Annotated in this window: 35 protein-coding genes; all 35 read right to left on the bottom strand. The window is 63.3% G+C overall.

Annotation, left to right across the window (positions count from 1 at the left end):
- Positions 1-5: 5 nt before the first annotated feature.
- Positions 6-209, bottom strand: coding sequence for a hypothetical protein (locus ACZY1G_RS17875; RefSeq protein ID WP_463823170.1), 204 nt, complete (start codon positions 207-209; stop codon positions 6-8).
- A complete protein-coding gene (locus ACZY1G_RS17870; RefSeq protein WP_463823169.1) occupies positions 206-403 on the bottom strand; it encodes a hypothetical protein in 198 nt (65 codons plus the stop codon). Before ACZY1G_RS17870 ends, ACZY1G_RS17875 begins: the two co-directional genes overlap by 4 nt.
- Positions 400-606: a hypothetical protein gene (locus ACZY1G_RS17865; RefSeq protein ID WP_463823168.1), complete on the bottom strand. Its 207-nt coding sequence runs from the start codon at positions 604-606 to the stop codon at positions 400-402. The genes ACZY1G_RS17870 and ACZY1G_RS17865 overlap by 4 nt, the downstream gene beginning before the upstream one ends.
- A complete protein-coding gene (locus tag ACZY1G_RS17860; RefSeq protein ID WP_463823167.1) occupies positions 606-1,169 on the bottom strand; it encodes an RNA ligase family protein in 564 nt (187 codons plus the stop codon). Before ACZY1G_RS17860 ends, ACZY1G_RS17865 begins: the two co-directional genes overlap by 1 nt.
- On the bottom strand, positions 1,169-1,507 hold the full coding sequence (locus tag ACZY1G_RS17855) for a DUF6197 family protein (RefSeq protein WP_463823166.1): 339 nt from the start codon (positions 1,505-1,507) through the stop codon (positions 1,169-1,171). Before ACZY1G_RS17855 ends, ACZY1G_RS17860 begins: the two co-directional genes overlap by 1 nt.
- Positions 1,508-1,515: 8 nt before the next feature.
- On the bottom strand, positions 1,516-1,800 hold the full coding sequence (locus tag ACZY1G_RS17850; RefSeq protein WP_463823165.1) for a helix-turn-helix domain-containing protein: 285 nt from the start codon (positions 1,798-1,800) through the stop codon (positions 1,516-1,518).
- Positions 1,797-2,009: a hypothetical protein gene (locus tag ACZY1G_RS17845; protein WP_463823164.1), complete on the bottom strand. Its 213-nt coding sequence runs from the start codon at positions 2,007-2,009 to the stop codon at positions 1,797-1,799. The genes ACZY1G_RS17850 and ACZY1G_RS17845 overlap by 4 nt, the downstream gene beginning before the upstream one ends.
- A gap of 88 nt (positions 2,010-2,097) precedes the next feature.
- Entirely contained in the window at positions 2,098-2,619 is a 522-nt protein-coding gene (locus ACZY1G_RS17840; RefSeq protein WP_463823163.1) for a hypothetical protein, read from the bottom strand.
- Positions 2,620-2,655: 36 nt separating this feature from the next.
- Entirely contained in the window at positions 2,656-2,874 is a 219-nt protein-coding gene (locus ACZY1G_RS17835; RefSeq protein ID WP_463823162.1) for a hypothetical protein, read from the bottom strand.
- Positions 2,874-3,086, bottom strand: a complete 213-nt coding sequence (locus tag ACZY1G_RS17830) for an Acb2/Tad1 domain-containing protein (protein ID WP_463823161.1) — start codon at positions 3,084-3,086, stop codon at positions 2,874-2,876. Before ACZY1G_RS17830 ends, ACZY1G_RS17835 begins: the two co-directional genes overlap by 1 nt.
- A gap of 10 nt (positions 3,087-3,096) precedes the next feature.
- On the bottom strand, positions 3,097-3,741 hold the full coding sequence (locus ACZY1G_RS17825; RefSeq protein ID WP_463823160.1) for a hypothetical protein: 645 nt from the start codon (positions 3,739-3,741) through the stop codon (positions 3,097-3,099).
- Positions 3,734-3,970 carry a hypothetical protein gene (locus ACZY1G_RS17820; protein WP_463823159.1) on the bottom strand — a complete coding sequence of 79 codons (237 nt, stop codon included), beginning with the start codon at positions 3,968-3,970 and terminating at the stop codon, positions 3,734-3,736. Before ACZY1G_RS17820 ends, ACZY1G_RS17825 begins: the two co-directional genes overlap by 8 nt.
- The gene (locus tag ACZY1G_RS17815; RefSeq protein WP_463823158.1) at positions 3,970-4,740 is read right to left on the bottom strand and encodes a metallophosphoesterase; all 771 of its coding nucleotides are present in this window, start codon (positions 4,738-4,740) and stop codon (positions 3,970-3,972) included. Before ACZY1G_RS17815 ends, ACZY1G_RS17820 begins: the two co-directional genes overlap by 1 nt.
- Complete coding sequence (locus ACZY1G_RS17810; protein ID WP_463823157.1) at positions 4,737-5,195, bottom strand: DUF6378 domain-containing protein; 459 nt, start codon at positions 5,193-5,195, stop codon at positions 4,737-4,739. Before ACZY1G_RS17810 ends, ACZY1G_RS17815 begins: the two co-directional genes overlap by 4 nt.
- The gene (locus ACZY1G_RS17805) at positions 5,192-5,578 is read right to left on the bottom strand and encodes a hypothetical protein (RefSeq protein ID WP_463823156.1); all 387 of its coding nucleotides are present in this window, start codon (positions 5,576-5,578) and stop codon (positions 5,192-5,194) included. Before ACZY1G_RS17805 ends, ACZY1G_RS17810 begins: the two co-directional genes overlap by 4 nt.
- Positions 5,575-5,895, bottom strand: a complete 321-nt coding sequence (locus ACZY1G_RS17800; RefSeq protein ID WP_463823155.1) for a hypothetical protein — start codon at positions 5,893-5,895, stop codon at positions 5,575-5,577. The genes ACZY1G_RS17805 and ACZY1G_RS17800 overlap by 4 nt, the downstream gene beginning before the upstream one ends.
- Positions 5,892-6,173, bottom strand: a complete 282-nt coding sequence (locus ACZY1G_RS17795; protein WP_463823153.1) for a glutaredoxin domain-containing protein — start codon at positions 6,171-6,173, stop codon at positions 5,892-5,894. The genes ACZY1G_RS17800 and ACZY1G_RS17795 overlap by 4 nt, the downstream gene beginning before the upstream one ends.
- The gene (locus ACZY1G_RS17790; RefSeq protein ID WP_463823152.1) at positions 6,170-6,562 is read right to left on the bottom strand and encodes a hypothetical protein; all 393 of its coding nucleotides are present in this window, start codon (positions 6,560-6,562) and stop codon (positions 6,170-6,172) included. The genes ACZY1G_RS17795 and ACZY1G_RS17790 overlap by 4 nt, the downstream gene beginning before the upstream one ends.
- Complete coding sequence (locus ACZY1G_RS17785) at positions 6,559-7,020, bottom strand: toprim domain-containing protein (protein ID WP_463823151.1); 462 nt, start codon at positions 7,018-7,020, stop codon at positions 6,559-6,561. Before ACZY1G_RS17785 ends, ACZY1G_RS17790 begins: the two co-directional genes overlap by 4 nt.
- A 16-nt stretch (positions 7,021-7,036) precedes the next feature.
- Positions 7,037-7,429 carry a CHC2 zinc finger domain-containing protein gene (locus tag ACZY1G_RS17780; protein ID WP_463823150.1) on the bottom strand — a complete coding sequence of 131 codons (393 nt, stop codon included), beginning with the start codon at positions 7,427-7,429 and terminating at the stop codon, positions 7,037-7,039.
- Positions 7,422-7,898, bottom strand: a complete 477-nt coding sequence (locus ACZY1G_RS17775) for an endonuclease domain-containing protein (protein ID WP_463823149.1) — start codon at positions 7,896-7,898, stop codon at positions 7,422-7,424. Before ACZY1G_RS17775 ends, ACZY1G_RS17780 begins: the two co-directional genes overlap by 8 nt.
- Positions 7,888-8,097 (bottom strand): hypothetical protein, encoded by a 210-nt coding sequence (locus ACZY1G_RS17770; protein WP_463823148.1) that lies wholly within the window; start codon positions 8,095-8,097, stop codon positions 7,888-7,890. Before ACZY1G_RS17770 ends, ACZY1G_RS17775 begins: the two co-directional genes overlap by 11 nt.
- Positions 8,097-8,225: a hypothetical protein gene (locus tag ACZY1G_RS17765; RefSeq protein ID WP_463823147.1), complete on the bottom strand. Its 129-nt coding sequence runs from the start codon at positions 8,223-8,225 to the stop codon at positions 8,097-8,099. Before ACZY1G_RS17765 ends, ACZY1G_RS17770 begins: the two co-directional genes overlap by 1 nt.
- Positions 8,222-8,683, bottom strand: a complete 462-nt coding sequence (locus ACZY1G_RS17760; protein ID WP_463823146.1) for an endonuclease VII domain-containing protein — start codon at positions 8,681-8,683, stop codon at positions 8,222-8,224. Before ACZY1G_RS17760 ends, ACZY1G_RS17765 begins: the two co-directional genes overlap by 4 nt.
- A gap of 188 nt (positions 8,684-8,871) precedes the next feature.
- The gene (locus ACZY1G_RS17755) at positions 8,872-9,024 is read right to left on the bottom strand and encodes a DUF7429 family protein (RefSeq protein ID WP_463823145.1); all 153 of its coding nucleotides are present in this window, start codon (positions 9,022-9,024) and stop codon (positions 8,872-8,874) included.
- A gap of 135 nt (positions 9,025-9,159) precedes the next feature.
- The gene (locus ACZY1G_RS17750; RefSeq protein WP_463823144.1) at positions 9,160-9,576 is read right to left on the bottom strand and encodes an SLOG family protein; all 417 of its coding nucleotides are present in this window, start codon (positions 9,574-9,576) and stop codon (positions 9,160-9,162) included.
- The gene (locus ACZY1G_RS17745; protein ID WP_463823143.1) at positions 9,573-9,731 is read right to left on the bottom strand and encodes a hypothetical protein; all 159 of its coding nucleotides are present in this window, start codon (positions 9,729-9,731) and stop codon (positions 9,573-9,575) included. Before ACZY1G_RS17745 ends, ACZY1G_RS17750 begins: the two co-directional genes overlap by 4 nt.
- The gene (locus tag ACZY1G_RS17740; protein ID WP_463823142.1) at positions 9,731-10,063 is read right to left on the bottom strand and encodes a hypothetical protein; all 333 of its coding nucleotides are present in this window, start codon (positions 10,061-10,063) and stop codon (positions 9,731-9,733) included. Before ACZY1G_RS17740 ends, ACZY1G_RS17745 begins: the two co-directional genes overlap by 1 nt.
- Positions 10,060-10,380 (bottom strand): hypothetical protein, encoded by a 321-nt coding sequence (locus ACZY1G_RS17735; RefSeq protein ID WP_463823141.1) that lies wholly within the window; start codon positions 10,378-10,380, stop codon positions 10,060-10,062. The genes ACZY1G_RS17740 and ACZY1G_RS17735 overlap by 4 nt, the downstream gene beginning before the upstream one ends.
- A gap of 64 nt (positions 10,381-10,444) precedes the next feature.
- Complete coding sequence (locus ACZY1G_RS17730; RefSeq protein ID WP_463823140.1) at positions 10,445-11,206, bottom strand: AAA family ATPase; 762 nt, start codon at positions 11,204-11,206, stop codon at positions 10,445-10,447.
- A gap of 277 nt (positions 11,207-11,483) precedes the next feature.
- A complete protein-coding gene (locus tag ACZY1G_RS17725; protein WP_463823139.1) occupies positions 11,484-11,633 on the bottom strand; it encodes a hypothetical protein in 150 nt (49 codons plus the stop codon).
- Positions 11,630-11,917 (bottom strand): hypothetical protein, encoded by a 288-nt coding sequence (locus ACZY1G_RS17720; RefSeq protein ID WP_463823138.1) that lies wholly within the window; start codon positions 11,915-11,917, stop codon positions 11,630-11,632. The genes ACZY1G_RS17725 and ACZY1G_RS17720 overlap by 4 nt, the downstream gene beginning before the upstream one ends.
- Before the next feature lie 26 nt (positions 11,918-11,943).
- Positions 11,944-12,621, bottom strand: a complete 678-nt coding sequence (locus ACZY1G_RS17715; RefSeq protein WP_463823137.1) for a DUF5758 domain-containing protein — start codon at positions 12,619-12,621, stop codon at positions 11,944-11,946.
- A gap of 59 nt (positions 12,622-12,680) precedes the next feature.
- Positions 12,681-13,748 (bottom strand): RecB family exonuclease, encoded by a 1,068-nt coding sequence (locus ACZY1G_RS17710; protein WP_463823136.1) that lies wholly within the window; start codon positions 13,746-13,748, stop codon positions 12,681-12,683.
- Positions 13,723-14,178, bottom strand: coding sequence for a hypothetical protein (locus ACZY1G_RS17705; protein WP_463823135.1), 456 nt, complete (start codon positions 14,176-14,178; stop codon positions 13,723-13,725). The genes ACZY1G_RS17710 and ACZY1G_RS17705 overlap by 26 nt, the downstream gene beginning before the upstream one ends.
- Between the last annotated feature and the right edge of the window lie 11 nt (positions 14,179-14,189).

The following is a 14,189-nucleotide window of genomic DNA, read 5'->3' as shown; positions in this document are numbered from 1 at the left end:
TGCTCCTAGCGCTGTGCCGTGCAAGTGTGCGGATAGCCGCCTGCATGGCCGTCGTCGTAGTCGACCCATATCGACTCCGGCTGCGGCTGCAGCCCGGTACGAATCCTGTCCGCCCACGTGGGGACCTTCAGTCCGTTATCCGTGATGAATGCCTCAAGCTCACGAATCCAGGCCACGGCCTCGCCGTAGTACATGTCTGTCTCGCTCACGCCCCGGACCTCGCCCGTGCTCGTCGGGCGGCCCGGCCGGTCAGCGGCCGAGGCGTCGGAAGGCCCTGCCGGCGCAGCCGGAGAACGTGCTCGGAGACACCTTCGTCACGCTGACGGCGACGCTCCAGCTCCCAGTGCCGCTTCTCGGCCTTCAGCCAGTCCCAGATGTTCTGCTGCAACGTCTTCGGGGTCATTTGCTCTCCAGAAACTCGTTGACGAGATCCTCGTGGGTCCGTCCGTCGTTCTTCTTGGGCTTCTTCATCAGGCCCTCGGTATCGAGCCACTCGCTGTACAGCTGGAGGTTCGCGGTGACGATCTCCTTCACCGACGCCAGCGTCGAGAGCATGTCGGGTTCGACCTTGACTGTGATGACGGCTGTCTTCGGTGCCTTGGCCATCAGGCAGCCACCGCCAGCGACTTCGGGATGTCGTCGTTCTCGATGAGGACCTTCAGCACCTTGTCCAGCCGCGGGATGTAGACGATGACACCCTCCGGACGCATGAACCCGGGGGCGGCCTTCGAGCCCTGTGCTGCAAGCGCGTTGACGGTCGCCTGGATCACGTAGGTGTCGAGCTGGTACTGCTCCAGCACCGGGACGACCCCCAGGCCGTCCACGGAGAACTCAGCGCCCTTCCAGCGGTGGGTGTTGAACAACGAGAATCGCTTCTCCCCGTTCTGAAGTCCGTACCCGCGCTGGATACCCGAGCCCCACCACTCGCCGTAGTGGTAGCCGGGGCCGAGCTCGTCGGCCAGCGCCCCGGCGTTGTCGTAGACCCACCGGGCGAAGCCGTAGTTGTCGGATTCCGGTGTGATCAACCGCTTCCGGGACTGCGCTCCGACCTCGGAGCCGTCCTCGGAGACGATGACACAGGCGTTCGTGCCGTCGATCTTCTCGGTGATCACCATGCTCGCGCCGCGGAGGCGCGGAGTCTTGGGCCACTCTCTGAACTCGAACGGCATCAGGCAGCTGCCTCGATCGCACGGTCGATCAGGGCGAAGACCTCGTCATCCGTGCGTCCGACCTTGTCGTTGAACTGGTAGACCTTGCCCACCGCCCCGTCGAAGTCCGGGGCATCAGGCAACTCTGCTGCCAGAGCGATCACAGCTGGCCAGGCGGTGCCCTGCTCCAACTCGTAGAAGGTCGGATGCTGGGCGTAGCTGTCGCCGTACGCGGCGATGCCGACGGCGCCCAGCAGGCAGACGTGGCCGGTGTCGTATTCGACCAGGTCGCCGACCGCGCGACCGCGGGTCTTCAGCTCTTCCTTCGCTTTCGCGAGTGTCTCAATGACGTTGCTCATCTGCTCTCCTATCGGGAACCCACGGGCGAGCCGGGGTGGTATTGGCCGCGGACGATCCGCGAGACGGTGGCCGGGTTCACGTCGTACGTGCGAGCGATCTCGGCTTGGGAAAATCCGGACCGCTTCAGCTGCCGGATGTGGTGTGCGTCAGCGGCGCTGAGCTTCTTGGCGTTCTTGCTCTCCGGCCGGCGAGGTTGGTACTCGGCGGGGGCGGCGTTGGCGAGGAGCTTCTCGAACGCAGCGGCCAGGTCGGCGATCGTCTCGCCGAGCCGCTTAACCGGGTCCTCGCTCACAGGAATCCGCTCTCTCGAAGGGCTTCTTCCGCTTCCGGGTCCAGCGTTTCGACGATCACCGTCGCCACGTGGTCCCAGTTGAAGATGACCGTCGACTCCCGGTCCTCGGACGGGATCGTCAGAGTCCCTTCGTCGGTGTCGAGCAAGTACTCCGGCGTGAAGAAGTTTCCACGGCTGCCGTCGACCGTGATGACGGTGATGTCCTTCATTTCTGCTTTCTGAAGTTGTGGGCTTATCCGCAGGAGGCCCCGCCCCGAAGGGCGGGACCATCCCGTACAGGGTCAAGTACGACGCGGACTACCGCGGCGCGTTGAAAAACTCGGCCTTGCGCTGGTCCCCCTGCGTCGGAGGCATCCATGCGTGCCAGGTCTGGCCGTTCTTCTTCGAGACACCGGTCTTGTAGACGAAGTCGGCGTACGGCTTCTCCGGCGCCCACGACGGCGGCTCAGTGGCTCCCTGCGGGGCGTTCGAGCGCTGCTGGGCACCTCCGCCCCCACCGCGGTTTCCGCCGCCCTGAGAGGCTTCTCCGCCTCGGTAGAAGCCGGCGACCTTCTTGGTCTTGGCCATCAGCTCCTGCAGGGCCTCGTGGCCGTCGAGAATGGCGTTGGCCGCCGCGACGGACGCGGCGCGGATGACGATCCACGAAGCGTCGAAACCGGCGCTCTCTTTGAACGTCAAGGTGATCTCGTCACCGGCTGCGGCCGGTGCGATGTTGGTGACGGCGGCCGTCGTCGGAGCTGCGGGAGCAGGCTCCGGGGTGGGCTCGGGGTCCGGGGTAGCCGGAGTGGTGGCCCAAGGATCTTCGGTGATAGCGGTCAAGTCAGTTGCTCTCTTTCTTGTTGGGTGTGGCTGGTGCTAGGCGGCTTTGGCATACTCGCCGCCGCAGTCGGCATCCGGCGGAGCCGGTGCCTCATAGCCGGGGGTGTACTCTCCCCCGGCGTACATCTCGCGGTCCTGCAGTGGCCAGTTCTCGATCAGCATCTTTTTTTCGTGTGGGAACAGTTCCGGGGTGACCTGCGCCCGGTACATCTCGGACCGGGGCATCCCGTTGAACGACCCGTCGAAGATGTTCATCACCGGCGAGGGTCCAACGCCGAGTCGATCCAGTGGAACGACTGCTGCAGGTTGGTCAGAGCCAGCGAGCGGCAGCGGTTGTCGGGGACATTCTCCAGAATGACCTCAGCGAGCGCCTGGAAGGCGAGAACCACTGTCTCCTGTGTCTCCTCCAGCTCCTCGCTGTCGGTGCCGTAGTAGCCGAGCTCCAGCTCGTAATCGAAGTCGGGCATGTTGTGCCTTTCAGTCGTTGGTGATCGCCAGCGCGGTCCGGTTGGACATCGCTTTGCGGGTGCCCGGACCGTCCGGGCGCTCTGCGTGCTGCTGTTTGTGGCTGCGGTTCATCAGGTCGGTCAGCTTGGTCATCGCCCGCTTGTGGCGGTCTTTGTCGGCGCCTGTCGAGAGGTGATTTCCGTTGACGTACTTGCGGACCAGCACGTCGTGGTACTGCGGGGTCTCGCTGTGCAGCCGAGTCATCGCCCGACGTAGATCGGTCTCGACCGAGACGGCCATCAGGACTTTGTCCTCGAACTCACCGCCCGAAGTCCCCAGGTCGGACTTCCAACCGGAGCCCACGTTGGCCACGCCTGCGCCAGGCTTGAGGGCCTGCTCGACGATCCGTTTGACCTCGTTCACCGAGTACTTGAAGTTCCCGGTGAAGTGGTCGTACTCGTTCCGCTCGTTGCTGGCGATGCGGTGCCCGATCTTCGAGATCGTCTGGTAGCGGGCGTCGTTGCCCATCTCGCGGAGCGTGGTCCACGTGTTGGGACGCTCCACGATGTGCAGCCAGATCATCTGAGCGAGGTCGTCGGCTTCGACGACCCCCGGCCACTGGTAGGCGACCGACCGAGCGGCCCGGACGATGTCCGCGGTTATCGGGTCATCCACGCGCCGCCCTCTGCATCTGCACGGCGTGCCACGCAGCTGCGCCTTGCTCCTGGCCGTAGGCGTAGAACCTCGACGTCGGAGGCTCGCTGTCGTCGACCGCGGCCCCGGACACCTGGAGTGACCGAGGGTTGCGATGCAGATACGGCAGCCGCTTCCCGTTTAGAGTCAAGGGGCCGGCGTGCGACACCCCGGACCGGGTGGCGATGATGATCGGACGGACCGCCTGCATCAGAGCTCCCAGACGTGGCCGTCGACCGCGAACTTCCCGCCCGCGATCTGGACCAGCTCCGGCTTGACGTACTGCCCGTCGACCGTGAGGAGACCGAATCCCTGCTGCCAGTTGCCGGTTCCTCCCTTGAGGTAGGTCGCCAGCTTCATGTTCATCAGGTTGCCCACCTCCATACCGGTGACGATCTTCGACATGTTGGCGTCGTACCCCGTGGTGTGCGACGACAGCCCCAAGCGGTGCGTGTGCCCGCAGATGACCGAGGTCCCGAACTTCTTCGCAGCGCCGAGCGCTGTACCGCCCGCGGTCTGCGTGAGCCGGATACCGCCGAGGTGGCCGTGGGTGGTGATCCACCCCGGAGCGACCTTGTTGAACGCCGGCAACAGCTCGATCCCGAACCCGTCGAAGTCGAGCAGGTTCTCGATGTTGAACTGCCCCTCGAACTCGACCAGCGCCGGAGCGTACTTGCCGAGGTACACCCGGGGACGCTCGTCGTGGTTGCCTTCGTGGAACCCGACGGGGCCGTCGTAGACCTCGCGTAGCGGCCCGAGGAGACGGGTCTTGGCGTGGTCGATGTCCGACTTCAGACGGAGTGCGAACTCCTCGGCCAGGCCCTTGGTCCACCGGCCCTGAGCCGGGAAGTCGCAAACGTCACCCACGTGAATCACTCTGTCCGGCTGGAGATCTCCGATAGCCCGGATGACAGCCCGCAGAGCGCGCCTGTCGTCGTACGGCATTTGAGTGTCTGGGATTATCAGCGTGCGCTCGCTCATTCGACAACCTCGGTGAACGGACCGAAGTCGCCTGACTTGTCTCGAACCTCGTCCCTCGTGAGGAACCTGTCGTTCCCGTGCCAGAACCACCGATGTCCGAGGTACTCGTAGAGGTCGCCTTGAGCGTCGGTGACCTTCACCTTGAACGGCACGGTGTACAGCGATGCCCATTCCCGGGGCTGCACGGCCTCCTGAGCCACGTTCTCGTCCTTGGCGAGGAACAGGCGCGGCCCCACCTCTGCGTAGCCTGCGATGTCCACGTAGGAATCCCGGTGGAACTTGCCTTTCGTCCGGGCGACCTTCAGCAGGATCATCAGGTTGGCGTAGTCGAGGACCGTCAGGTCGATGCCGAGGTACGAGGACCACAGCGCGACGATCGTGTCGTCGGTGCCTTCGTAGGTCTCCAGCCGATCGCCGTTAACGAGCGAATCGGCTTCTTTGAGAATGCTGCTCAAGGGTTGAGCCTTTCGGTAAATGGTCCGAGCTCTTCGTTGACCTTGTACAGAGGCATGTTGGCCCACGAGAAGCGCTGCTTCTCCTGCCCGACGAGGTGATACAGAGTCCCGCCGGATCGAACGAACAGGGAGCCGTCTCGGTCGGTGACCTCGACTTCGCTAGGGACGTTCTCGATGCGGTGCCACACCCGGGGAGTGGGATGGCCAACCTCGGCGCCTACTGCGCGCTCGCGGATCTCGACGTGCAGCCATTTATCCGCCTGGAAGGCGGCCACGTAGTCGTCTTCTTCGGTGCCGACCCACAGCTGGTTATCCTCGTCGACTTTGAACTCGTCTTGCTCATACGAGAACTCGCCGTGCTCGGCGTAGACGATGACGGTCATTCGGCGGCCTGCTGTGCGTACGCCTGCTCGAAGCCATCGGCCAGCGAGAGCAGCGTGTCCTCGCTGCCCGCGGACTTCAGCGCGATCAGCGCGTTCACCGGGTCGGTGTAACCGGCCACGGTCACCGAGACCTCTTCGCCTCCGGCGAGGACCTTGATGGTCAGCTGGTCGGTCTCGGCGTCGGTGACGTACCGACGGTCGATGCCGTCGTCAGCGGGACGCTGCAACAGCTCCGACAGATCCGGGAGCGAGGGCTCGTCGAGCTCGGAGAACTCCAGGCTGCCGCTCCCGATCGAGTCGAACGGGTCGATGGTCATGCGGTTTCTTTCTGTTCGTCGGCTTCCGCCGTTTGGGGTCCAGTCAGCGACGCTGCGATGAGCTCTTTGATCTGGTCTGGCTGGTAGCCGAGGATCGGCTTGTGGGTCCACGAGGTGACGACCGGAACCGACATCGCCCCAAGCTGGTTGGTGACGAAGTCGTACGCGGACTGGTCGGTCGAGATGTCGATGACCTCGGGCTCAAGCCCTGCGTCGGTGAGCATCTTCACGACCCGCTTGCACGGCCGGCAGCTCGGTTTGGTGTAGACCTGGATCAAGCGGGGACCTCGACGTAGTCCGAGTAGTCCGGGAGGGGAGGATCTTCGCGATACTCGCTCAGGGCGTACCAGCCGTGGCCGTTGGCGTAGCGGCGCATCCACGCTCCGCGCTCCTCGTCCCAGCGGAGGTCGTCGCCGTCTTCGTCGCGCCAGATCGTGCCGTCTGCGTGCTCGGCGGTCAGCGGGCGCACTCGACGGGGCTCCTGAGACTTCTCGGTCTCTGGCTCCGGCGCGTTGTCGAGGGCGTAGACCCACTGGCCCACTGCGAAAGTGGCGACGACCTTGTTGTCGGCGTCGAACACCTCCAGCACGTTGTTGAGCTCGCCGTGCGCCTCGCCGCGTGCGAACGCGAACTCCCCGCCGTCGGGGGTAACTACTGTGACGCTCATCTGATCCTATCCAGGAGAGCTGCGCTCCCCCATTGTGTGACAACGGAATTGACATCGTGACCATCCGGCATAGGGATGATCTTGGCGTTGGGCAACGTGCCCGCGACCTTGTTGGCGAACTGCATCCCGGCCTCGTCTCCGTCCGCGAGGACGAACACGTCTCGATAGCCGAGGAACAGCTCACGCATGAACGGCTTCCACATCTGAGCCCCGGGCAGGCCGACAGCCGGCAGCCCGGAGAGCTGAGAGGTGATCGCGTCCAACTCGCCTTCGGTGATCGCTATCCGGGGCGAGTGCCGGATCAGCGCTGCGGTGTTGAACAGCCGCGGGGTGTCACCCGCGACGGTCTCGTACTTGCCGTGGCCGTGGTGTTCGCACCCCGGTATCAGGCACCGGAACCGGATCGAGACCGTGGACCACTTCCGCCACGGCGACCAGCGCAAGTACGGAATAGCCAAGCGGCCTTTGTACATCTCATGTCCAGGCCGAGGGTCTGCTACGTACCCCAGGCCGAACGGCGCCGCCTCCGGCCCCGTCAGACCCCGACTCGAAAGGTATTCGTCGGCCGGGCTTCCGGGCAGGCTTAGCCGGTAGTGCTGTGCTGCTTCCTGCAAGAAGCTCCTCTGCGATTCGCTGAGCTTCTGGATATGTCACCTCCTCTTGGGATCGGATGATCGAGATGGCATCGCCTTTCACCGAACAAGCCATACAGTTGTAGGCGTTGAGCGTGAAACTGACTGCTGCGGAGGGCGTATCGTCCCCGTGAAAGGGACAGAGACACTTGATCCACGTGCGGCCTGTGTCCCTCGGCGGTTCCCAGTCCGGGAAATATCTTCTAATGGCTGCGACGATCAACGAGTCACTCATCTCGGTAGTCCCTCGTGGATTTGACGTATGCCGTTGCCTTAGCGAGACGCTCGTGGTCGTCGAGGATGTGGATGGCTACATTGCATCTATTGCAAAGTGCGCCTCGAACGCGGCCGGTGGCGTGGCAGTGGTCGATGTTTATCTTCTGCTTGTGTTCACCACACAGGTCACACGCCGATGCGTACAAGAGCGCTGCCGTCTCAGGGCGGATGCCGTATCTGATTCCGGCTCTGCGGTTCCTCTTGGACTCCGCGTGTCGGCGATCATGCTCTCTCTTAAGCTGCCGATGCCGTTCCGGGTTGGAATCGCTCCAGGCTTTGGCCGATGCAGAATTGCACGCCTTACACCAGGTGTGATGTCCGTCCCTGCTGGCTTTCTTCTTTGAGAACTGCTCTAGGTGCTTTACTTCCTTGCAGTTTCGGCACGCCTTCTCGTGGATAGCCCGCACGATCTGCGAGTCAGAGCTCATTTCTCCGCCGCTCGAAGCGGACGGTAACGCCGTCGGCAAGGTCCATCGTCTGTGTCTGCACGACCCGGACGCTCTCCGGAGCGTGGATCGTCAACGTGTCAGCCTCGTAGTCCCAGTAGATCTCGACCTGGCCAACAACGGAGTTGGCCCGCTTCGCTTCCAGTTCCTTGATGCGGGCGATGTCGTCAGGTAGGAGCATCAGACCTCCTCGACGAACAGGTCCTCTACGTCGACCCCGGCCGCTTCCAGCGTCCGGTTGATCAGGTCGAACAGAACGAACTGGTGGGCCTCGCTGTGGATGACCCCGCTCAGGTGGAATGTCTTCATGCTGCCTTCTCGTGTAGGGTCAAGTTGTCGCGCTCGATAGGCGCGATGCGCCGGCCGATGACCGCGAACGCGGGTGGGTTCTTCAGGTACTCGATGCACCGCTCGAAGTACTCGATCTCTTCGCGTGAGTGGCCGAGCACATCCCGGTTATCAGGGCTGCATAAAAGTCCACGCACCCAACCAGTCTTGTGATCGTGATCGACGGAGAGCTTCTTTTTCCCGGTGCCCGTTGCTCTCTGGCAGATGTAGCACCGGCCACCTTGGGCCTCATATATCTGCCAATATTCTTCCGCCGTGATGCCGTAGACGGAGATCAGCCGGCGTTCCCACGCGGTGTCCCGCGTGTGGCTCTTCCTGGCCCTGTGGTGCGTCGTACAGCGCTTTCCGGGGACGGGGGTACCGTTCCTGTGGGTAGCGACCTTTCGGACGTTGGTGACGCCTTCAGACCGGCAATCCACGCACACTACTTCTGCCATATGATCGCCCCTCCCAGGCCGATCAGCAGAAGCACGCTCTTGGCGACTATCAGAGTCACCATCGCGACTTCAGCCGTCATCGTCGTTGTCCTCTTCGAGCTCGATACACAGCCAGATCGCGATGCCCCACACGGCTATTCCGAAAGCGAACAGCTGCTGCAGGGTGATCGTCACCCCGGGAACATCCGCTTCACCCATGCCCGAGACACCCGCTGGACGCCTTTCTCGACGACCGTCTGCGGGGCAGCCGGAGCGGGCCTTTCGTCGAGTTCCAGCTCAACGTTGGCGATCTCGAATCCGAGGATGTGGAATCGGAGCTTCACAGGTACACCGTCGGCTCGTCTTCGACGTACCGCATCCACGATGCGCCTCCGTTGCCGGTCCAGACGACTGACTCACGTTCTGACTTCGCCCATTCGGAAACGAGCGTGCCCTGGTCGTGTTGTCCGTAGTTATCGCTACCCGTATGCATCGGCATACTCCTTTGCTTGTTGTGTGAACGGCTGCCAGCCGTGGTTGTGGACGGGGATGCCAGCGGCGAACGCACGGCTCATGCAGTGGCGTGTACCTGTCCCGCTCGACAGCGGGAACGCATGGCAGACGTCGGCACCTAGGCTGACCATCCGCTGGTTCCGCTCGGGGCCGGCGCGCTTGCCAAATGACTCCCAGTCGGCACGGTGGACTTCCAGCAAGACGTTGTAGCCCTCTTGAGCCTTGCCGTATGCCCAACGGGTAGCGATGTCGTCGGCTCCCGTAGGGCAATCTCCGACGACGATCGTCAGCTCACGGTGCTCTTCTAGCTCTCGGTTGAGCACGTTCCAGATCGTGCTGCGCTCCAGCCAATAACGAGATCCTGTTATCAAAATTCTTCTCACTGAAATGTCTCCCAGTAGCCGTCCAAGATCTCCTTGACCGTCTGAAGTCGATTCCCCAACCGGGTCTTCCCGGATCGGGTCTCGTGCTGCTCGACCAGGCCCTGCTTCACCAGGTAGACCAGGAAGTCTTCGAGGAGCTGATCTGCGGTCTCCATCAGGCGACCGCCTTAGCTCCGCCGCGCCAAGCGAAGTACACGCCCCATCGCCAGAAGATCACCGTGACGCTGTGGTCGTGCCAGCGATCGGTGTCGTCGTAGTCGAAGTGGCCGACGTTTTCCCACAGTCGCACGTCGATGCCGAACTGAGCGCCGACGAAATCACCGTAATCGTGCTCAGCCTCGGCCTGCAGATCACCAGCTAGAAGTCGCCAGCGGGATTCGGGGCCATAGCCAGGGCCGCCGTTACGCTCGTAGGTGCGCTGATACCAACGGCGCGAGCAATCGTCATCCTCGGGCAGAATTGAGAACCACTCGCTCGGGTGCCTCATGCGGCCCTAGCCCAACGCTCGGCAGCGCGTTCGACGTTCTCCGCGGAGACGTGCCCGGCCAGCGCTGGCACGGGGACCTCTACCGCGTGGGTCTTGTACACCGGGAGCGTGTACCGCTCGCCGGTCTGCTCATCGCGGACGTAGACCTTGCCGTCTGACTTTGTGCGGGTCTCGATCCGGGTGACGGGCTTGTTGGCCACCAGGTGGCCGAGCAGCTGCTGGTGCAGCAGGTTCGCACGGGCCTGCGGCCTCGGGCGATCAGAGCCGCCAGCTTCGCTGGAGGCGTTGGCCTTGGCGGAGGGCTTGGGAGCTGTCATGGTTGACGCCTTTCGTTTAGAGTCAAGTCGGAGCCGTCGGAGATGGGCTCCTCTGAGCCAGCGGCTACGCCGCGGGCGTCGTGGACGTGGGAATGTCGCGAATCCGCATGCTGTCGCCGTCGAACTCCAGCGAGACGAAGTCGTAGCCGGAGGGGTCCATCTTTCCCGAGCGATTCTTAACCGTAGACACGTTCAGGATGCTCGGTCCGTACTCGTCGTTGACCCGGTGCAGCGTCAGGACCATCTCTGGCACACGGGTTATCTGTCCTTTCACACCGGACAGCGGGATCGGTTTGTTGGCGTCGTTGTATCCGCCGGTCACGTGGTGCAGTCCGATGACGCAACTGCCTGTCTCGCGGGCCATCTCGTGGAGGTAGTCCATCAGCGACTCCAGCCCCGAGAACGGGTCCTCGTCGTTCTCCCCGCCCGAGCGGACGTTGGTGATGTTGTCCACCACGACCAGCCCCGGGTAGTCCTCGTAGAGCGCGTAGTACGCCTTGATCGAGTCCTCGATCTGATCCAGGTTCGGAGATGCCTTGTAGTTGAACCGGATCGGGATCTCGTCGAGCGCGGTTGCCAGTTCTTCGATGTCCTCGTTCCGGACCCGGGCAGCGGCTTTGTCCATCGTCCACTCGCCGAGGATCGCGGCTGTGCGGACGAGTTGAGTGAACGCATCGCTATCCGCGCTGAAGTACAGCGTGGGCGCCTTCGAGCGCAGCGCGTACGTCAGGACAAACGCCGACTTCCCGGAGCCGGGGCCGGCGCAGACCAGCGCGAGCTGGCCGCGCAGAAACCGAGTCCCTTTGCGTTCCAACGCCTCGAACACCGGAGGGAGTGGATCACCCGCTGAGCCTTTGATGTACAGCGACTGGTTCAGCGTGTAGATGTTGGCCTCGCTTCGAGCTGGTAACCGACCAGACCAATGGTGCTTATCAGTCCGGGGAATTGAGCTAGCCGGTTGGCGTTGCGGATCGCAGAGGCCCAGTTGTCGTAGATCAGAACTTCGGTACCCCACGCTCGCTCAAACTCGACCCGCCAGTTGTGTCGCGCTCCCGCGTATCGCGGTTTGCTCCGCCACTTGGAGCGCCTGACTCTCACTCTCCTCATGCGAACCCCAGCCCAGCGATACGCGCCGCGACTGCGTCGCACACTTTCATCGTCTTCTCCTGGCCGTACGAGGGCAGAGAGCCCTTGCGCCGCAGGATTTCCTGCACTACACCCGCCTCCTCGGCGGTGAGCTCCAGCTTGATCATGCTGCTGCCAGCCCGTCGTCTTCGGGCTCGTCCCAGATGGGTGAGTGGATCTTGCGGCCAGCAGCCGCAGCCTGGTTCTCTTCGGTCATCGCCTTCCGCAGCATCTCGGAGAGCTGCGAGCCTTTGATCTTCGGCAGCGCCTTCAGCGTCGCAGGGCCGAGCCAGCCGGCGTGCAGCATCCGCAGCACCGCGGGCGGCTCGTGAGCCGGTCCCAGCTGCTTGAGCATCGGGTGGTCGGGGTTCCACGGGCGCGGGTTGTCCGGGCCGTAGCAGGGTGTGTTCATCAGTGCCTCTCGTTTAGAGTCAAGTATTAGACGGAGTAACTGACGGCCTCTGCCCGCGTGATGAAGAAGTGGATGCCCGGGGCGCACTCTTCCCACATGTTGTCGTCAAACGGATTGGTCGGAACGACCGTCTCGCCGACTCGGTAGACGAAGTCGGGGTCCCAGCCGCTGCGGGCGGATTCCGCTTCGGTGCCGTCCGAGTTGAGGATTGCCAACACTTCGGCGCGCTCGGCGCGGCACTTGCGCCCGGTTGCGTGAGACCGCTTGGCATCTCCCGGAATCCGGAGCTTGACGATCTTGCCCTCCAGCGCCTTCTTCCATCCGATGACGTCTCCCTCGTCGGGCAGGATGCGCGTCTGGGCGACGACCAGCTCGGCGTCTTTGGCGCCACGGAGGTCGGCGCCACGGAGGTCGGCGCCACGGAGGTCGGCGCCATAGAGGTCGGCGCCACGGAGGTCGGCGCCATAGAGGTTGGCGCCATAGAGGTCGGCGCCACGGAGGTTGGCGCCATAGAGGTCGGCGCCACGGAGGTCGGCGCCATAGAGGTTGGCGCCATAGAGGTTGGCGCCACGGAGGTCGGCGCCATAGAGGTTGGCGCCATAGAGGTTGGCGCCTCCCCTGACGGCTTCCTCGACCGCGGCGCGGACACTCGAATGGTTTGAGACGAACAGGGTGTCGCCGTAGAAGTTCCTGATGGTGGTCATCGGTTGCTGCCTCACTGTTGGTTGGATGTTGCTGTTTGAAATTCGTGTAGAGTCAAGTATCAGACCGCTTTAAAACCACAGGCGAACGACACGTCGCAAAACATGCACTTCGACGGCTCGGGGTCAGGGTCGAACCGCTCCGCCTCGATGTTGGCCTGGAGCTCGCGGAACTTCTCGGTGACCGCTTCCTCGTCCCAGTCGGCGAGGTCGTACGGCACGGTGGGCTTGCCCTTCTTACCCTTCTTGCCGGCCATGTAGTAGTCCCCGAGCGTCGGCTGTTCGACGCCGTACTTCTTCGACACAGCGAGCGCGTACACCCCAAGCTGGAAGTCATCGCCGGGCTGGGCGCCCGTCTTGTAGTCCCGGACGCGGAGGGTGCCGTCCTCGGCCACCACGATCGCGTCCACGAAGCCTCTGACGAGGACAGGCGTTCCCCCGCAGCGGCAACCGGCGCAGCCGGTGCCTTCTAGGCTCACAGCTCCGCTGGAGCCGTCGCAGTCATCGTCTGCGAGGTTTCGTACGTGTACGGGGCAGCTGGGGTCCATTCCGAGGATCATGTCGAACGTCATCTCGATACCCGGCGTCTCGGGCCGGCAGTCGCAGTGTCCGACGTGGACGGTCTCGCCCGTGGCGAGAGCCTCGGCCTCCCCGAACGAGATCGCCTGGGCTTCGTCTCCGGGGACCAGACACCGGGGATCGGTGTACGCCGGAGCGACCCAAATCGTCTGGCCGTCGGACGCGAGGAAGTCGAAGAACTTCTCGATCTGCTCCAACCCGATGTGATACCTCCGGGTGACGTCCTCCTCGCCTTTGTACGGCCCGGACGAGAACCACCACCCGAAGTTCGGGGTGATGTCGGTCATCGCCGAGATGTCCTTGGCGTACTGCTCTTTGAACAACTCCAGCGCCTCGTCGAGGCTCATTGGATTGCCGGCGAGCTGACGCTTCTCGATCTCCTCGAACACAGTGTGGACCGCGGTCCCCTGCGGCAGCCACGCGGCAGGCCGCTTCCAAACCTTCTCGATTCGAGCGAGATACCAACTGTGCGGGCACTTCTCGTATTGCTTGTACTGAGAGACCGACCGAAGCGGGAGCTTCGGCTTACGCGGCTGTGTGGTCGATGTCATGCCTGTCTTTCTGAAGGCTGTTGATCATCGTGTGGACGAACACGATGTTGGTGTGCAACGGCAGCGGATCGCGACGCAAGCCTCTGAGGATCGAGAACACCTCGTGAAGCCTCAAGTCGATCGGATTCCAGATGGCGTCGGCTGCTTCGTGCAGCAGATGGAGTGACCACTCGGCCTGTGCCCACATCATCCGTGGGTCTTCGACGACGGCCTGGGCGATGAGGTCAGCCCGGCCGGCGCGGTCGATGAGATCGGTGATCGAGGCCAGGATTCCGTCACCTGGCCTGATCCACGTCGATTTGTACACCATGAGGCCGGTGCAGCCGTGAGACAGGTTGATGGTTTCTGCGAATATCCAGGACGGCTTGTTGGCCCGAACAACGGGTTCTGGGAGGCCCAGCGCCTGGGATACGACTCGGAGGAGGGGCACCGCGTATCTCT

Source organism: Mycobacterium sp. IDUB_5, from assembly GCF_055419565.1.
Note: the sequence above shows the minus strand (reverse complement) of the source record. Positions and strands in the feature narration are given on the sequence as shown.

Excerpts from the sequence above, each read along its gene's own strand:
- ACZY1G_RS17720 (WP_463823138.1), bottom strand. The coding sequence starts at position 11,917 with ATGAACACACCCTGCTACGGCCCGGACAACCCGCGCCCGTGGAACCCC.
- ACZY1G_RS17765 (WP_463823147.1), bottom strand. The coding sequence starts at position 8,225 with ATGAAGACATTCCACCTGAGCGGGGTCATCCACAGCGAGGCCCACCAG.
- ACZY1G_RS17855 (WP_463823166.1), bottom strand. The coding sequence starts at position 1,507 with ATGAGCAACGTCATTGAGACACTCGCGAAAGCGAAGGAAGAGCTGAAG.
- ACZY1G_RS17870 (WP_463823169.1), bottom strand. The coding sequence starts at position 403 with ATGACCCCGAAGACGTTGCAGCAGAACATCTGGGACTGGCTGAAGGCC.
- ACZY1G_RS17775 (WP_463823149.1), bottom strand. The coding sequence starts at position 7,898 with ATGAGCTCTGACTCGCAGATCGTGCGGGCTATCCACGAGAAGGCGTGC.
- ACZY1G_RS17790 (WP_463823152.1), bottom strand. The coding sequence starts at position 6,562 with ATGAGCGTCACAGTAGTTACCCCCGACGGCGGGGAGTTCGCGTTCGCA.
- ACZY1G_RS17835 (WP_463823162.1), bottom strand. The coding sequence starts at position 2,874 with ATGAACATCTTCGACGGGTCGTTCAACGGGATGCCCCGGTCCGAGATG.
- ACZY1G_RS17845 (WP_463823164.1), bottom strand. The coding sequence starts at position 2,009 with ATGAAGGACATCACCGTCATCACGGTCGACGGCAGCCGTGGAAACTTC.
- ACZY1G_RS17830 (WP_463823161.1), bottom strand. The coding sequence starts at position 3,086 with ATGCCCGACTTCGATTACGAGCTGGAGCTCGGCTACTACGGCACCGAC.
- ACZY1G_RS17860 (WP_463823167.1), bottom strand. The coding sequence starts at position 1,169 with ATGCCGTTCGAGTTCAGAGAGTGGCCCAAGACTCCGCGCCTCCGCGGC.
- ACZY1G_RS17780 (WP_463823150.1), bottom strand. The coding sequence starts at position 7,429 with ATGAGTGACTCGTTGATCGTCGCAGCCATTAGAAGATATTTCCCGGAC.
- ACZY1G_RS17715 (WP_463823137.1), bottom strand. The coding sequence starts at position 12,621 with ATGACCACCATCAGGAACTTCTACGGCGACACCCTGTTCGTCTCAAAC.
- ACZY1G_RS17710 (WP_463823136.1), bottom strand. The coding sequence starts at position 13,748 with ATGACATCGACCACACAGCCGCGTAAGCCGAAGCTCCCGCTTCGGTCG.
- ACZY1G_RS17820 (WP_463823159.1), bottom strand. The coding sequence starts at position 3,970 with ATGCAGGCGGTCCGTCCGATCATCATCGCCACCCGGTCCGGGGTGTCG.
- ACZY1G_RS17800 (WP_463823155.1), bottom strand. The coding sequence starts at position 5,895 with ATGACCATCGACCCGTTCGACTCGATCGGGAGCGGCAGCCTGGAGTTC.
- ACZY1G_RS17735 (WP_463823141.1), bottom strand. The coding sequence starts at position 10,380 with ATGACAGCTCCCAAGCCCTCCGCCAAGGCCAACGCCTCCAGCGAAGCT.
- ACZY1G_RS17725 (WP_463823139.1), bottom strand. The coding sequence starts at position 11,633 with ATGATCAAGCTGGAGCTCACCGCCGAGGAGGCGGGTGTAGTGCAGGAA.
- ACZY1G_RS17815 (WP_463823158.1), bottom strand. The coding sequence starts at position 4,740 with ATGAGCGAGCGCACGCTGATAATCCCAGACACTCAAATGCCGTACGAC.
- ACZY1G_RS17740 (WP_463823142.1), bottom strand. The coding sequence starts at position 10,063 with ATGAGGCACCCGAGCGAGTGGTTCTCAATTCTGCCCGAGGATGACGAT.
- ACZY1G_RS17745 (WP_463823143.1), bottom strand. The coding sequence starts at position 9,731 with ATGGAGACCGCAGATCAGCTCCTCGAAGACTTCCTGGTCTACCTGGTG.
- ACZY1G_RS17770 (WP_463823148.1), bottom strand. The coding sequence starts at position 8,097 with ATGCTCCTACCTGACGACATCGCCCGCATCAAGGAACTGGAAGCGAAG.
- ACZY1G_RS17865 (WP_463823168.1), bottom strand. The coding sequence starts at position 606 with ATGGCCAAGGCACCGAAGACAGCCGTCATCACAGTCAAGGTCGAACCC.
- ACZY1G_RS17805 (WP_463823156.1), bottom strand. The coding sequence starts at position 5,578 with ATGACCGTCATCGTCTACGCCGAGCACGGCGAGTTCTCGTATGAGCAA.